Origin of the sequence: Chryseobacterium phosphatilyticum, assembly GCF_002899825.2 — a bacterium.
In the GTDB taxonomy this organism is placed as follows: Bacteria; Bacteroidota; Bacteroidia; order Flavobacteriales; family Weeksellaceae; genus Chryseobacterium; species Chryseobacterium phosphatilyticum.
The window spans coordinates 533,068-548,716 of record NZ_PPED02000004.1 but is presented as its reverse complement, the minus strand read 5'-3'; the positions used below and the strand labels follow the sequence as shown (position 1 = coordinate 548,716).

General features: G+C 36.6%; 16 protein-coding genes and 2 tRNA genes. 12 read left to right on the top strand and 6 right to left on the bottom strand.

Annotated features, from left to right (window positions below):
• Positions 1 to 44 precede the first annotated feature (44 nt).
• Positions 45 to 1,232, bottom strand: a complete 1,188-nt coding sequence (mnmA, locus tag C1631_RS18215; RefSeq protein WP_103246737.1) for a tRNA 2-thiouridine(34) synthase MnmA — start codon at positions 1,230 to 1,232, stop codon at positions 45 to 47.
• Positions 1,233 to 1,422: 190 nt separating this feature from the next.
• On the opposite strand from mnmA, the gene C1631_RS18210 reads away from it, so the two are divergent.
• Positions 1,423 to 1,950, top strand: a complete 528-nt coding sequence (locus tag C1631_RS18210; RefSeq protein WP_103246738.1) for a transporter — start codon at positions 1,423 to 1,425, stop codon at positions 1,948 to 1,950.
• Positions 1,951 to 2,110: 160 nt separating this feature from the next.
• Here the strand turns inward: C1631_RS18210 and C1631_RS18205 are convergent, their stop codons facing one another.
• Entirely contained in the window at positions 2,111 to 4,648 is a 2,538-nt protein-coding gene (locus C1631_RS18205) for an ATP-dependent Clp protease ATP-binding subunit (protein ID WP_103246739.1), read from the bottom strand.
• A gap of 152 nt (positions 4,649 to 4,800) precedes the next feature.
• On the opposite strand from C1631_RS18205, the gene C1631_RS18200 reads away from it, so the two are divergent.
• From C1631_RS18200 to C1631_RS18180, 5 genes are read left to right on the top strand one after another with little or no spacing between them, the layout of a single operon-like run.
• The gene (locus C1631_RS18200) at positions 4,801 to 5,028 is read left to right on the top strand and encodes a uroporphyrinogen decarboxylase (protein ID WP_103246740.1); all 228 of its coding nucleotides are present in this window, start codon (positions 4,801 to 4,803) and stop codon (positions 5,026 to 5,028) included.
• Positions 5,025 to 6,122, top strand: a complete 1,098-nt coding sequence (locus tag C1631_RS18195; protein ID WP_109713637.1) for a glycosyltransferase — start codon at positions 5,025 to 5,027, stop codon at positions 6,120 to 6,122. Before C1631_RS18200 ends, C1631_RS18195 begins: the two co-directional genes overlap by 4 nt.
• A gap of 45 nt (positions 6,123 to 6,167) precedes the next feature.
• Positions 6,168 to 6,587, top strand: coding sequence for a SufE family protein (locus C1631_RS18190; RefSeq protein WP_103246742.1), 420 nt, complete (start codon positions 6,168 to 6,170; stop codon positions 6,585 to 6,587).
• Positions 6,588 to 6,589: 2 nt separating this feature from the next.
• Positions 6,590 to 7,558, top strand: a complete 969-nt coding sequence (locus C1631_RS18185) for a glycosyltransferase family 9 protein (protein ID WP_228441350.1) — start codon at positions 6,590 to 6,592, stop codon at positions 7,556 to 7,558.
• Between the two features lie 2 nt (positions 7,559 to 7,560).
• Positions 7,561 to 8,463 (top strand): glycosyltransferase family 2 protein, encoded by a 903-nt coding sequence (locus C1631_RS18180; RefSeq protein WP_103246745.1) that lies wholly within the window; start codon positions 7,561 to 7,563, stop codon positions 8,461 to 8,463.
• 70 nt (positions 8,464 to 8,533) lie between these two features.
• Here C1631_RS18180 and C1631_RS18175 read toward each other — a convergent pair.
• The 3 genes from C1631_RS18175 to C1631_RS18165 all read right to left on the bottom strand — a co-directional run bounded on the left by C1631_RS18175 (position 8,534) and on the right by C1631_RS18165 (position 10,006).
• Positions 8,534 to 8,608 (bottom strand) — tRNA-Val (locus C1631_RS18175).
• 36 nt (positions 8,609 to 8,644) lie between these two features.
• Positions 8,645 to 8,719, bottom strand: a tRNA-Val gene (locus tag C1631_RS18170).
• A gap of 42 nt (positions 8,720 to 8,761) precedes the next feature.
• A complete protein-coding gene (locus C1631_RS18165) occupies positions 8,762 to 10,006 on the bottom strand; it encodes a bifunctional folylpolyglutamate synthase/dihydrofolate synthase (RefSeq protein ID WP_109713703.1) in 1,245 nt (414 codons plus the stop codon).
• Positions 10,007 to 10,194: 188 nt separating this feature from the next.
• Between C1631_RS18165 and C1631_RS18160 the strand changes: the two genes are divergently transcribed.
• The 5 genes from C1631_RS18160 to C1631_RS18140 are packed head-to-tail and all read left to right on the top strand — an operon-like array spanning position 10,195 to position 14,398.
• On the top strand, positions 10,195 to 11,520 hold the full coding sequence (locus C1631_RS18160; RefSeq protein WP_103247228.1) for a TolC family protein: 1,326 nt from the start codon (positions 10,195 to 10,197) through the stop codon (positions 11,518 to 11,520).
• A 1-nt stretch (position 11,521) separates the two neighbouring features.
• Positions 11,522 to 12,112, top strand: coding sequence for a SprT-like domain-containing protein (locus C1631_RS18155; RefSeq protein WP_103247229.1), 591 nt, complete (start codon positions 11,522 to 11,524; stop codon positions 12,110 to 12,112).
• Between the two features lie 2 nt (positions 12,113 to 12,114).
• The gene (locus tag C1631_RS18150) at positions 12,115 to 13,197 is read left to right on the top strand and encodes a mannose-1-phosphate guanylyltransferase (RefSeq protein ID WP_228441347.1); all 1,083 of its coding nucleotides are present in this window, start codon (positions 12,115 to 12,117) and stop codon (positions 13,195 to 13,197) included.
• Positions 13,198 to 13,230: 33 nt separating this feature from the next.
• Positions 13,231 to 13,896 carry a hypothetical protein gene (locus tag C1631_RS18145; RefSeq protein ID WP_103247231.1) on the top strand — a complete coding sequence of 222 codons (666 nt, stop codon included), beginning with the start codon at positions 13,231 to 13,233 and terminating at the stop codon, positions 13,894 to 13,896.
• Positions 13,865 to 14,398: a GNAT family N-acetyltransferase gene (locus C1631_RS18140; protein WP_103247232.1), complete on the top strand. Its 534-nt coding sequence runs from the start codon at positions 13,865 to 13,867 to the stop codon at positions 14,396 to 14,398. The genes C1631_RS18145 and C1631_RS18140 overlap by 32 nt, the downstream gene beginning before the upstream one ends.
• A 64-nt stretch (positions 14,399 to 14,462) precedes the next feature.
• On the opposite strand, the gene bcp is transcribed toward C1631_RS18140, so the two are convergent.
• Positions 14,463 to 14,912 carry a thioredoxin-dependent thiol peroxidase gene (gene bcp / locus C1631_RS18135; protein WP_103247233.1) on the bottom strand — a complete coding sequence of 150 codons (450 nt, stop codon included), beginning with the start codon at positions 14,910 to 14,912 and terminating at the stop codon, positions 14,463 to 14,465.
• Between the two features lie 33 nt (positions 14,913 to 14,945).
• Between bcp and C1631_RS18130 the strand changes: the two genes are divergently transcribed.
• Complete coding sequence (locus C1631_RS18130; protein ID WP_103247234.1) at positions 14,946 to 15,566, top strand: endonuclease III domain-containing protein; 621 nt, start codon at positions 14,946 to 14,948, stop codon at positions 15,564 to 15,566.
• Positions 15,567 to 15,649: the final 83 nt, after the last annotated feature.

Genomic DNA, 15,649 nt, shown 5'->3' with positions numbered 1-15,649 from the left:
AGCATCACGTATCTCGAAACACGCATCCCAATAACCCAAATCTTCTATGAAATCACCCCACTTCCGATAAGCTCTTCATCAATATACCATGAGGCAAATTGCCCTTCAGCAATAGCAGACTGAAGCTCGTCAAATTCAATATAAAAAGCATTTTCAAACTGATATATAGTTGCTTTCTGCAAAGCCTGCCTGTATCTGAATCTGGCCAGTACTTCCATAGATTCTCCATTTTGAAGCTTCATGTCCTCACGTACCCAGTGCAGCTCAGAATTATCAATTTTCAAAGCTTTTTTGTGAAGTCCTGGAAAATGGCTTCCCTCTCCCACAAAAATGATATTGTTTTCCATATCTCTTGAAACGATAAAGCAACTTTCTTTATGTCCTCCTATTCCAAGTCCTCTACTTTGTCCAATGGTAAAGAATTGAGCTCCCTGATGCTTTCCGATTACTTTTCCGTCAGCTTTTTTATAATCGATTTTTCTGGATAAAAAATTCAGTTCCTCCTCTTTAGAAGAGAATGTTGGTATTTCTTGGGAAAAAAGAGGTGAATCTTTGAAAATTTCTACGATTTCACCCTCATTCGGTTTCAATTGTTGTTGTAAAAATTGAGGAAGACTTACCTTTCCGATAAAGCATAATCCCTGAGAATCCTTTTTGTCAGCAGTAACAAGCCCGATTTCTTTTGCAATTTCCCTTACCTGAGGCTTCGTAAGCTCTCCGATAGGAAATAATGCTTTAGACAACTGATCCTGGCTGAGCTGGCAAAGAAAATACGATTGGTCTTTATTATTATCCTTTCCGGCAAGAAGGTGAAAAATCTCCTTTCCGTTTTCATCAAAAGTAGAGTCGACTCTGGCATAATGTCCTGTTGCCACCTTATCGGCTCCAAGGGACATCGCTGTTTTCATAAAAACATCAAATTTTACCTCTCTGTTACACAAAACATCGGGATTGGGAGTTCTTCCTTTCTCATATTCGGCGAACATATAATCAACAATACGTTCCTTGTAAAGATCACTCATATCAATGACCTGAAAAGGGATTCCCAGTTTTTGTGCCACCATTAGGGCATCATTGCTGTCCTCAATCCAGGGACACTCATCTTCTAACGTTACGGAAGCATCATTCCAGTTTCTCATAAATAAAGCCACAACTTCATGGCCTTGTTGTTGTAGCAAATATGCTGTAACACTAGAATCTACACCTCCTGAGAGGCCTACTACTATTTTCATTGTATTTCAATTTTACGAAACTCTTAACGGGAGTTCTTAGTTTGATGCGGCAAAAATACAACTAAAAAAATTCGTAAAAAAACCATAATTTTAAGCATTGATAAAAACGATATTAATTGATATCGCCAATATTTACACCAAATAACTAATGCATTGGTGAATAAGACCATTACAAAATAAAAATAAACATATGAAAAAGAGTATTATTCCGTTGATACTGATGTTCTCAGGGACTTTATTTTCACAAATTTCAGTCGGTACACCAACGCAGGAAAACAATAAATGGACCTTCGGAGGGGGAATTGGGCTGGGCTTTGGTAGTAACAGCTCATTTTATCTGCAAGCTTCTCCAAGGGTAGGTTACAGGCTTACCAATGATCTGGAGGCAGGAGTGGTCGGAAGTGTTTCTTGGCAAACCTCAGACTATTTCAGATCAACGATGTTTGGAGTAGGACCATTTGCCAATTACTATATCGGAAGATCGTTTTATCTGGGCGCCAATTTTCAACATTATTTTATTAATTATAGAGATAAATACTATGATTATAAATATGACAGAGAAGAAAATGCATTGTATCTTGGTGGTGGATATATGCAAAGGATAGGAAATAATTCCTTTATGCAATTAGGATTAATGTATAATGTGCTTTATAAAGAAAGAACAAGTGCATTTTCAAGCGGCTTGATTCCCAATATAGGTTTTGTAGTAGGGCTTTAGGATTTACCCAGTCTGCTTTTCAAGCGTAGAGTAAGTACACAACAACAATAAGGTTGGGCTCATTCCTTACAATGGTAAAATCAACTGGCTTTAGCCAAGACCTGTTAAAACAAAAAGCACCGGAAATCTCCGGTGCTTTTCTATGGTATAAATTATTTGTTTATGATTGAGAAGACTTTTCAGCAGCAGATTTTTTTGCTTTCTGTGTTTTTCCTACCAATGCATCTTTTGCTTCATTAAGATCAAGAACGACTGTTTCTCCTTCATTTAATTGTTTATTGACTAGCATTTCTGCCAATAAATCTTCAATATACTTCTGGATTGCTCTCTTCAATGGTCTCGCTCCGAAATCTTTATCCCATCCTTTTTCAGAAATAAAGTCTTTGGCTTCTTCAGTCAATTCTACTTTATAACCTAATTTTTCAAGTCTGCCATACAATTTGTTCAGTTCAATGTCAATAATTTTCTTGATATCGTCCTGTACAAGAGAGTTGAAGATTACAATATCATCAATTCTGTTTAAGAATTCAGGGGCAAAAGCTTTTTTAAGAGCACTTTCAATAGTACTTCTTGCTCTTGTATCTGAAGATGTTTTTTTGGCTGAAGTTCCAAAACCTACACCGTCCCCAAAGTCTTTTATATCTCTTGTTCCGATGTTTGAAGTAAGAATAATAATCGTATTTCTAAAATCAATTTTTCTACCTAAACTATCGGTAACGTGTCCTTCATCAAGAATTTGTAACAGGATATTGAATACATCAGGATGAGCTTTTTCTATCTCATCCAAAAGAACAACAGCATAAGGTTTTCTTCTTACCGCCTCAGTCAGCTGACCACCTTCTTCATACCCTACGTACCCCGGAGGCGCTCCAACTAATCTCGAAACAGCGAATTTTTCCATGTATTCACTCATGTCAATTCTGATAAGAGACTCGTCTGATTCGAAAAGCTCTCTGGCCATTACTTTTGCAAGCTCTGTTTTACCAACCCCGGTTGTACCAAGGAAGATGAAAGTACCAATCGGACGGTTAGGATCTTTAAGTCCTGCTCTGTTTCTCTGGATAGCTTTCACTACCTTTTTCACAGCATCTTCTTGACCGATCACTTTTCCATTCAGTTTCTCGTCCATCTGAGCCAACTTATCAAGCTCATTTTTACCAACTTTCGTTACCGGAACACCACTCATCATAGAAACCACTTCTGCTACACTCTCTTCACTCACGGTTTCTTTTTTCTCCTTAACATCTTTATCCCATTTCTCCTGAGCAGCATTCAGTTCCATCTGAAGACGTTCTTCCTCATCTTTCAGCTTTCTTGCTTCAAGATAATCCTGAGCTTTAACCGCTTTCTGTTTCAGTTCCTTAATATCCTCAATTTTCTTTTCGAAATCAATGATCTCAGTAGGAACTTTCATGTTTTTAATATAAACTCTGGAACCTGCTTCGTCCATAGCATCAATAGCTTTGTCCGGTAGGAAACGGTCTGTAATATATCTTGATGTCAAATTGACACACGCATTAATCGCCTCAGGGGTATAAATTACATTGTGGTGCTCTTCATACTTATCCTTAATCTGGTTCAGGATCTGAATGGTTTCATCAATAGAAGTAGGCTCCACCATCACTTTCTGGAATCTTCTTTCTAAAGCTCCGTCTTTTTCAATATACTGACGATATTCATCCAGAGTAGTAGCCCCGATGCATTGAATTTCTCCTCTTGCCAAGGCTGGTTTGAACATATTGGAGGCATCCAGACTTCCTGTAGAACTTCCGGCACCTACAATAGTGTGAAGCTCATCAATGAATAAGATGACATCTCTGTTTTTCTCCAGTTCGGTCATGATCGCCTTCATTCTTTCTTCAAACTGACCACGGTATTTAGTTCCGGCTACTAAACTTGCCAGATCCAAAGTGATCACACGCTTGCCATAAAGAACTCTTGATACCTTTTTCTGTTGAATTCTTAAAGCCAACCCTTCCGCGATCGCAGATTTACCAACTCCCGGCTCCCCGATAAGAAGCGGATTGTTTTTCTTTCTACGGGATAAGATCTGAGAAACTCTCTCAATTTCTTTTTCACGGCCAATTACCGGATCCAGTTTTCCATCCCTTGCTAAAGAAGTTAAATCTCTACCAAAGTTGTCCAACGTTGGGGTTTTACTTTTTGCTGAGCCCAGATTTCCTGCAGGCTTTCTCATCTGCTCAAATTCCTCTCTTTCATCATCATCATCATAAGCACTCATCTGTGGTGACTGCCCGGAATTTTTAAGCATTGTCTGGTACTCTCTTGAAACTCCTTCATAGTCGATGTCATAAGCTCCCAGAATATTTGAAGTAGGGTCCTCATACTTATAAAGAATACCCAAAAGCAGGTGAACGGTATTAATTTCATTGCTTTTATATTGTCGGCATTCTAGCTCCGCACGTTTAATGGCATGATCTGCCATCTTGGTGAAAGAAATATTGGTAACCTCTTCAGAAATAGGATTAAGACTTGCTGTATTTAGAGTTTCAATTTTTCTTCTGATTTGTGTTAAATCCGCATTAAGGTTTTGAAGGATTTCTTTTGCAGAGTTTTCCGTTTTTATAATACCTAAAAGTAGATGTTCTGTATTAAGAAATTCACTTTTCAGCCTTTTAGCTTCGCTTTTGCTTTGTTTGAACACCTGGCTCAAACCTTGTGAAAACTTATAATCCATAATATATCTCATTAGAATAATGGCAACGTTGCCATTTATTCATTATCTAAATTACAAATATTTTACCAAAAATCAATTAATGACTTTATGGCAGTAAAAAATTTTATTATCTTCTTGAAAATGTTTAAGTTTGTTATCATTAAAAATTCTTCATGAGCCCTGAAATTACTACTTACATCGGATATTCTGCTTCAGTTTTCATCGTATTGAGTTTCATACTGAAAGATGTAAGAAAAATCAGAATTGTCAACATGATTGGCTGTATTTGTTTTGTCATTTATGGTTTCTTTAGCGGGCCTTTATGGCCGGTTATTATTCCAAACGGAATGATCTGCTTTATCCAGATCTACCATTTAATACTAGGTAAGAAAGATTCATGAAGAAAAAAATAATCATTTCGGCATTTAGTAATCTGTATACCGATCAACGAATAGAAAAGGTGTGCAAAACACTTTTTGATAACGGATATCCTATAGAATTGATTGGAAATGACTGGGGAGGGTGTGAAAAAATGGAACGTCCGTATCCTTTTTCAAGAATACATCTTAGCTCTGCAAGTTTAAAGACAGCGTATTTCGAATTCAATTGGAAGCTTTATCATGAGCTGAAGAAAAAAGCTGACAAAAACACAATACTTCATGCCAATGATATTGACGCGATTCTGCCAAATTATCTCATTGCCAAAAAATTGGATATTCCGTTGGTCTTTGACAGTCATGAAATTTTTACAGAAATGCCTGCCATACAAAACCGGTTTTCCCAAAAATTCTGGCGGGTGATAGAAAGAAGTATTCTTCCGAAGATTAAATTTATGATGACCGAAAGCGAAAGTTATGCAGAATGGTTTCATGAAAAATATAATGTCAGCTCAGTTGTCGTTAGAAATATCCCCAGGAAAATTCCTTCTATACATCATATTCCGCAAAATAATCCTAAAATAATTCTATATCAGGGAGCGATTAATCAATCCAGAGGAATTGAAAAGGTCATTATTGCTATGCATGATATTGAAGGAGCAGTGTTGAAAATAGCAGGTGACGGGCCAAAGAAAAAAACGTATGAAGATCTTGTTGTTCAGGAAAACCTTCAGGATAAAGTCATTTTTCTGGGTAAACTGAAGCCGGAAGTCCTTAGAGAAGTAACGAAAACTGCAGATTTAGGATTTAGTCTGGAGGAAAACAACGGCGTGAGCTACTATTATTCTCTTCCCAATAAAGTTTGTGATTATATCCAATCCAGGGTACCTTTGGTTATGATTAATTTTCCTGAAATGGAACGCATCAAAAGACAATTTGATGTGGGAGAAATGATTACAGATCATCACCCTGAAACTATCGGAAAAGCAATTCGCAAAATGCTTGAAAAAGGCCGGATACATTATAAGTCCGAACTGGATAAAGCGGCAGATGTTTTTTGCTGGGAGAAAGAGGAAATGAAAATTCTTCAACTTTTTGAAAAAGCATCCCACAAGTAATCTTTACAAAATTGGTTATCTTTGCATAAAGAAATTTGATTAAAGATGACCATTAAAGAAAAACAACAGGAAATAATTGACGAATTTGCATTTTTGGACGATTGGGAACAGAAGTACGAATATATTATTGATCTTGGAAAAGAACTGAAAGGGCTGCCGGAGGACAAGAAAACTGAAGAAAATCTGATAAAAGGTTGTCAAAGTAAGGTTTGGATCGATGCGGAATTTAAAGAAGGAAAGCTCTTCTTTAATGTAGATTCTGACGGAATTTTACCTAAAGGAATTGTCTCTCTTCTCGTAAGTATTTATAGTGGGCATTCTACTCAGGAAATTCTGGATTCTGATTTTGAATTTATTGCAGAAATAGGATTGCAGGAATTTCTTTCGCCATCCAGAGCCAATGGACTCATGGCGATGACCAAACAAATTAAATTTTACGCTGTTGCCTATCAATTGAAATCATAGTTGTGACCAGAATTTTAGCATATCGTTTTTCAGCATTTGGAGATGTTGCGATGACAGTGCCTGTCTTCAGAGAATTTCTGGAACAGAATCCCGATGTGGAAATTGTCATGGTTTCCAGAAAAAACTTTAAAGCCTTATTTGAAGGAGTTCCCAACCTTATTTTTAAAGGAATAGATGTAGATGATTATAAAGGTATTTTTGGACTAAGAAGACTAAGCAATGAATTGATCAAAGAATTTAATCCTGATCTTATTGCCAACCTTCACGATGTTATCCGGACAAAGATCATCGATAAGTTTTATGTAAGAAAAGGCCTGAAAGTATTTAAAATAAACAAAGGAAAAGAAGAAAAAGATCATCTTACAGATGTTTGGAACCTCAATAAAGTTCAGTTAAAAAGGACGGTTGAACGCTATGCGGATGTTTTCAGAGAAATGGGGTTCAAAGTAGAACTTTCTCAAAAATTGAGGCCCTCCTCAGAATATAAATCGGGGATTGGTTTTGCTCCTTTTGCCCAGCACAAGGGAAAAATGCTTCCATTGGAGAAGTCCTTTGAATTGGTCCGGATTCTGGCAAAAAAACATACCGTATATTTTTTTGGTGGTGGTAAAAAAGAAACCGAAATTCTCGAAAAATGGGAGAGTCAGATTCCCAATACAAAAAGTCTGTCCGGCAAATTGAGCCTTACAGAAGAATTAAGTAAAATTGCTGAATTGGAAGTTATGATTTCAATGGATTCGGCCAACATGCACCTGGCAAGTCTGGTAGGTACCCGATGCGTTTCCATATGGGCCGCGACACATCCTTATGCAGGATTTTTAGGATTCGGGCAGAGTGAGGCTGATGTGGTTCAGGTAAAAGATCTGACATGCAGGCCATGTTCTGTATTCGGTGATAAAGAATGTTACAGAGGAGATTGGGCATGCCTTGAAGAATTTGACATTCAAAAAGTCATTGAGAAAATCACATGAAAATGAAGCTTTCAATCTGTATTCCTGTCTATAATTTTGATGTTCGCGAATTGGTTTTTGATTTAAAAAAAGAAATTGAAAGTCATACTATTGAGTCAGAGATTATTTTGATTGATGATGCTTCAAAAGAAGAATTTAAACGCGTTAATCAGGTACTTACAGAGGATGTTTCCCATTTCATTTTTTTGGAAGAAAATATTGGAAGATCACGGATTCGTAACCTTTTCTTAGATTATTCTACAGGGGAATATCTGTTGTTTCTCGATTGCGACGGAAAGATCACTCATGAAAATTTTTTACATCAGTATATTCAATGTATACAGCAAAATCCTGAAACCCAGGTTATTTATGGAGGAAGAAAGGTGCTGGAAGATGTTCCGGGGAAAGAGTATTATTTAAGATGGAAATTTGCTGTTGAAAGAGAAAATCTGCCTTTGGAACAGCGCAGGAAAAAACCTTATCTGAGTTTTCAGACGAATAATTTTGTCATCAAAAAGGAAATACTGCAAAAAGTACTCTTTAATCCTGATTTCAGACAGTATGGGTATGAAGACCTGCTTTTTGCAATGGATCTGAAATCTGATAGCATTAAGATTGACCACATTGATAATCCTATTCTCAATAATGACCTGGAAAAAAATGAAATCTACCTTCATAAAGTGGAGGAGTCTGTGGAAAGCCTCTCTGCCATGATTAGAGATAAAAACCTTAGATCAAAGTTATCTGAGGTAAAGCTGGTTAAAATATATTACAAGCTTGGTAAAATGCCTTTTAAAACATTTTTTTCAGGCTTATTCATGATAGGAGAGGGGTATGTTAAGAAAAAGCTTTTAAAGGGAAATGTTAACCTTCGGTATCTGGACTTTTATAAGCTGGGGTTGCTTATACGAAAAATGAAACAGTAATTTTTTTATAAAGTCAGACAATTACATTATATATATAAAAAAAACTCTCAGAAATCTGAGAGTTTTTTTGTGGGCCCTGAGGGATTCGAACCCCCGACCCTCTGGGTGTAAACCAGATGCTCTGAACCAACTGAGCTAAGAGCCCTGAAATTTTTTAAAAGGCTTCAGTATCCTTTTTTTGTGGGTCCTGAGGGATTCGAACCCCCGACCCTCTGGGTGTAAACCAGATGCTCTGAACCAACTGAGCTAAGAACCCTCTAGACTTGTTCTCTTGTTTAGAGTGGTGCAAATATACGACTTATTCCTTAATCTCCAAATTTTTTTCTAAAAATTCTCCCACAACAAAGTTACTTCCGCCAATAAAAATCATCTCTTCGTTTGTACATCGCTCTTTTGCAGAAAGATAGGCCTCCTCTACAGAATTGAAAATTTTATAAAAAATTTTTGCTTCCCGGAGCAGATTTTCATACTCTTCAGGATGTCTTCCCCTATTGATGGATGGTTTCGCAAAATAAAACTCAGAATTTTCAGGTAGCAATTCCATCACTTCATCTATTTTTTTGTCGTTGACAAACCCCAAAATAACATGCTTGTGCTTGTTAATAGAATTTAATTGTGAAAAAACATATTCCAAACCAGCCTGATTGTGTCCCGTATCGCAAATGGTAAGAGGGTCCTTTGAAAATTCAAACCAACGACCGATGAATCCTGTATTTTGATGAACATTTAAGAGTCCTTTTTCTATATTTTTGTCGTCAATGTCAATTTTTAGCTTTTTCAATTCATCAATGATTCCCAGTACGACCCGAATATTCTTTTGTTGATAATTGCCTTTGAGGTCAGAAGCAAACTGAGCATTTATCGAGGTAGCATCTATAAAGGGAGCGCTTTCATGCTCTGCCTTTTCTTTAATAATATTTTTTACCACTTCATTTTCATCTCCGGAAATAATCGGAATATTTCTTTTAATAATACCCGCTTTTTCATAGGCAATTTCCTCGATAGTATCTCCTAGAATATTTTGATGATCAAGCTGAACATTGGTAATGGCCGAAACTAACGGTGTGATGATATTGGTAGAATCTAATCGTCCTCCTAGTCCTACTTCAATAATGGCAAAATCTACCTGTTGCTGATAAAAATATTCAAAAGCCATAATGGTAGTAAATTCAAAAAACGAAGGCCGGATATCTTCAGGAATATTTTTAAGCCTTTGTATAAAGTCAAATACAAATTCTTTATTGCAGTTCTTGCCATTGACCTTAATGCGTTCAGTGAAATCGATCAGGTGTGGAGAATTGTATATTCCTACCTTATAGCCTGCTTCCTGAAGTACTGAGGCCAGCATATTGCTTGAAGATCCTTTTCCGTTGGTTCCACCAATGTGGATGCATTTTATTTTATCTTGTGGATTTCCAAAGAAGGCACAAAGTCTGGTAATATTATCAAGTCCGGGTTTATAGGCTTTCTGCCCGTCTATCTGATAATTGGGCATTTGTACAAAAAGCCAGTCTATAGCTTCCTGATATTGTTGGTGTGTCATCATGATACAAAATTCTCAAAAGTTTTATAAAAATGAAACAATAATTTTTTTTAACTGTAACTTTTTTATATTTAGCACGTCTAATATGGAAAAATCTTAATATGAAATCGCCATGATTTGCAGGTACAAATACTGACGAAGATGATTCGATTCCATATGACCATTAAAAAACAAATAAACATATACATATGAAAAAAGTTTGGATTATCGTTTTTGGACTAGCTTGTTTGGGATTGAACGCCCAGAAGAAATGGTCCTTAAAAGAATGCGTAAGCTATGCAGTGGAGCATAATCTACAGGTTATCCAAAATCAATATAACAAACAGTCACAGGATGCTAACCTTAAAATTGCCAGAAAAGGATATCTACCCTCTGTTTCAGCGGGGATGAATAATTCGGTAAGTTTCGGGCAGCTTTCGCTGGGAACAGGGAGTATCAGAAATGACAGATTTAGTAATAGTGCCAATCTGGGAGCTGATGTTTTAGTGTACAATAATGGAAGACTGGAAAAAAATGTCCGAAAAGCTCAGTTTGATGTGGAGGCGAGCCAGTACGATATCGAAACCATTAAAAACGATATTTCTCTTCAGATTGCCCAGCAATATCTTACGGCACTTTTGAACAAAGAGATCGTTAAGATTTCTCAAAGTGCAGTAGAAAATGCTCAGAAACAATTTGACAGAGCGAAGATAACAACGCAGGTGGGAACTACTGCCCAAACTGTTTTAGCAGAAGCCGAGGCGGCTTTAGCAAGAGAGAAACAGAATCTTAAAACAGCAGAAGTAGATGTAGGAAGAGCATTATTTGCTATTGCTCAGCTTCTGCAGCTTCCTGATTATAAGGGATTTGATGTGGAGGATGTGATCGTGCCGGAGGGTTTAGATCCTCAGTTGCAATCTGCTGATGAAGTGCTGGCTACGGCTTATGAAATCCAACCTCAGATAAAGGCAGCTGAAAGTAGAATAAGATCAGCGGAAACACAAACAGAAATAAGTAAAACTGCATTTTGGCCTACTCTTACGGCAAGTGCCGGAATTTCTTCCTTTTATAACAACATCCTGAATGGCGGGGTTGCCACCAGTACACAGCCTGGCTTTTTTCAACAGTATAAGGATAACTTTGGACAGAGTGTAGGTCTTTCTTTAAATGTACCTATTTTCAATAAAGGAATTACGAAATTACAGGTAGAGCAATCTAAAATCAATGAAAGTCTAGCTAAAGTAACCTTAGAACAACAGAAGCAGACCATAAGACAAAATGTGCAGAAAGCTCAGTTTGATGCTGATGCAAACTATGAAACGTACCTTGCCGCAATAGAATCAGAAAAGAGCACAAAATTAGCCCTTGAATTTGCTGATAAAAGTTATGCTGCAGGAAGAACAACCATTTATGATGTGAATGTTGCCAGAAATAATTATGCAAATGCACAGGGATCAGTAGCGCAGGCGAAATATAATTATCTTTTCAGTCTTAAACTATTGAGTTTCTATGCAGGAATTCCATTAAGTTTGTAAAATGTCTATCCAATCGTTAGAAAAATATTTACCTCAAAATACATTAAAATATTTAAGAATTTGGTTTTCAGAATACTATATTCACATTAAGGTTACACGAAACAGAAATTCTAAACTGGGAGATTATCGAAAACTTCCGGACAATTCGCATGAAATTACAGTCAATTCTACATTGACTCCACAACTCTTTTTCTTTGTGCTTACTCATGAGTTGGCACATTTAATTGCTTTTGAAAAATATGGGCGAAGAATCTCTCCGCATGGAAATGAATGGAAGGAGACTTTCAGAACGATGCTGATAGAAAGCCTGGAAATTTATGACGAAGATTTAAAACCAATCATCGTCCGGTTTTCAAAATCTCCAAAAGCAAATTTTATGGCCAGCCCTGATCTTGTAAGATATTTTCATACTGAAAAACAAGATGATAACCTCCGTTTTATCGAAGAACTTGAAAAGGGAGAATTTTTTATATATCGCAACGAAAAGTATTTATTGGAAGGTCTGATTAAAAAAAACTATCTTTGTAAGAACCTGGCTACTGGAAGGAAGTATTCTTTCAAGCCACTAGCAAGGGTAGAAAAATGTAGCTAAGAATGTTAAAATCAGATAGATACTGTGTAATAATGGCGGGAGGAATCGGAAGTCGATTCTGGCCAATGAGTACGCAGAAGTTTCCCAAACAGTTTCAGGATATTTTAGGAACAGGCCGCACTATGATTCAGCAAACCTATGATAGAATCAGTAAGGTAATTCCTAAAGAGCAGATATTTGTCATCACAAATAAAGAATATGTAGCATTATCTCATCAGCAACTTCCGGAAATTCCTGAAGAAAATATCGTTGGTGAGCCTTTGATGAAAAATACAGCGGCTTGTAACCTGTATATGGCTAATAAAATTGCTGAAATTGATCCTAACGCGACAATGATTGTGTTGCCGGCAGACCATCTAATCCTTAAGGAAGATGTATTCTTGGAAAAAGTAGAGCTTGCTTTTGATGCTGCGTCAAAACACGATTATCTTGTGACTCTGGGAATTACCCCAACCAGACCTGATACAGGATATGGGTACATCCAGTTTGTAGAAAAAAAGGGTTCAGAGTATTTTAAAGTTAAAACATTTACCGAAAAACCCATTCTGGAGATCGCCCAAAGCTTTTTAGAAAGTGGTGATTTTCTTTGGAATGCAGGAATTTTCGTCTGGAATGTAAAAAGTATTCACCATGCTTTTGAACTCTATCTTCCTGAAATGATGCAACATTTCATGGCTTGTGAATACAACTCAGAAAAAGAGGATAGTTGTATTGAAACCATTTATCCGAAAGTTCAGAAAATCTCTATCGACAACGGAATTTTAGAGAAAGCAAAAAATGTGTATGTCATTCCAGCTGACTTAGGATGGAGTGATCTGGGAACCTGGACATCAGTGTACGAGAATACTGATAAAGATAAGAATGGTAATGCTGTAAAACTGAAGCATTTACTTGCCTATAATTCAAAAGGAAATATTATTCGATTAAAAAACAACAATAAGGCGGTGATCATCGATGGTCTTGAGGATTTTATTATCGTTGATACGGATAAAGCACTTCTTATTTGTCCGCGTAATAATGATCAATTGATTAAAGATTATGTGCTTGATCTCAAAAACTTCAAAAAGGGCGAGAAGTTTATGTAAATTTTTGGTATATTTTCTGCTGATTATCAAGCTATGAAGAGAACTACAACCCAACTTACCATTATTATATTCTTATTTTTAGGAATTTTAGGATTCGCTCAGGAGAAGAAAAAATTTTCGAGCATTCCGAATATTTTACAACAGATAGATCCTGATGATAACGTAGATTCCTGGGTATTGGTATACAATAGCTACGGTAAAGGGAAGGAGATTAAAACTTCCGGAGGGACGATAAGTTATACCCCTCAGTTTACGGGCTTCAATTTGTTTCCAAGTGAGGATAGTTTTTATTATATTGCTTATTCTCAAGGAGGGAAGATTAACTATGTTGTTGATACGGAGGCTCTTAAAAAATTCGTCGGGAAGATTGATAATGCTCAGGAAGCATCAATTGTTCTGGCCTCAGATGGCTATGTTGTGGATGAAGAATTTAAAGATCTGGCAGGTAATTACCATGAAGATAAGTCTAATTATTACCTTGATTTAGGAAAACTAACTTCAAAAGAATGTCCTTATCAGAAAACACATTATACTTTAACTGTAAATAAGGCTACAGGGGTTGTAATGAATGTTAAAGACAATGGGACATATATTGAGCTTTATAATAAAAAATGTGCTAATAACCCACGACTTTTAAAGGTCGAAAAAAAAGAAGAACCAAAGAAAGATGAGCCCCAAAAAACACCCAAGCGCAAATAATACCTATGAGACGGAACGATTAATACTCCGCCCAATGTCCCATGACGATCGTGATTTTGTCTTTGAACTTTATAACAGACCAAAATTTATTCAGCATATTGGCAATCGCAATGTTAATAGTATTGAAGATGCTGAAAACTATATCCTAAACAGATTTGTCCCACAGATTGAAAGACTTGGATTTGGAAACTACCTTTTAGTAACAAAAGAAGGACATGAAAAAGTAGGAGCAGTGGGAATCTTCGAGAGAGAAGGGCTTGATATTGTGGATATAGGCTATTCTTTACTGGAAGAATTTGAAGGGAAAGGGTATGCTTTCGAAGCTGCTCAGAAGGTTAAATCTATTGGAATGGATGAATTTGGATTAACAAAAATATCAGCCATCATTTCAAAAGAGAATGTTTCTTCCCAAAAATTGATCGAAAAATTGGGTTTAAAGTTTAAAAAACATGTCATTCTTCCTGGAGAAACTGAAGAACTGAATTACTACGAAACAGAATAAAATAAATAAAAAAAGCTTTCACAAATAGCTGTGAAAGCTTTTTTTATATCTGTTGTTCAAAAAATTATCCTTCCAGAATCTGCTCCGCTGCAGCCTTTGAAGTTACTTTTTCAATTACTCTTGTACAAACGCCATTTTCATCAAAAATAAATGTGGTTCTTACAATTCCCATGTAGGTTTTTCCAAACGTTTTTTTCTCTTGCCAAACCCCGAACTTTTCAATAAGATCATGGTTTTCATCTGCAATGAGATCATAAGGGAAAGCAAACTTGTTGTGGAAATTCTTCTGTTTCTTTACAGAATCGCCACTTACTCCCAATAATTGAAATCCGGCCTTTTTTAGCTTAGTATAATTATCACTCAGGTTGCAGGCTTCCACTGTACAAGTCGGGGTATTGGCTTGTGGGTAAAAGAAGACCACCAGCTTTTTTCCAATTAATTTTGATGTGGTTACTGTTTCTCCGTCTTGATTGAATCCTTCAAATTCAGGTAATTTATCTCCAACTTTCAGCATAATGATTTAATTTTGTTCAAATTTAAGGCTTACATGACAAAAAAACAAAGAGCTGAGCTCGTTCAGATAGAACTGGATAAATTATATCCTACTACGCCCATTCCCTTGGATCACACCGACCCTTATACTTTAATGGTTGCTGTAGCACTTTCTGCACAGACAACAGATAAAAAGGTGAATCAGGTAACACCTGATCTGTTTGCGGTAGCGGGAACGCCACAAAGGATGGCAAAGTTGGAAGAATTCGAAATTAAAGAGTTAATTAAAGAAATAGGACTTTCCAATACCAAAGCTAAAAATCTGAAAAGGATGGCAGAACTTCTTCTGGAAAGGCATGATGGAATAGTCCCTCAGACTTATGAAGAATTAGAAGCACTTCCGGGAGTTGGGCATAAAACCGCTTCAGTAGTCATGAGCCAGGGGTTTGGATTTCCTGCTTTCCCGGTAGATACTCATATCCATCGTCTGATGACCCAATGGAAACTGACATCAGGTAAAAATGTAGTGGAAACTGAGCGTGATGCTAAAAATTTATTTCCGGAAGAAGTATGGAATAAACTTCATCTTCAGATTATTTTCTATGGAAGAGAGTATTCTCCGGCAAGAGGAAAAGGAGAGAAGGATTTTATTACAAAAATGATGTTTGAGAAATAATGTTCTCACTAAGATAAACTTTTGTGATTTTTGGCTGAGCTTAGTTGAAATTTTTATCCATGTTAAGGTTTGACGCTTGACAT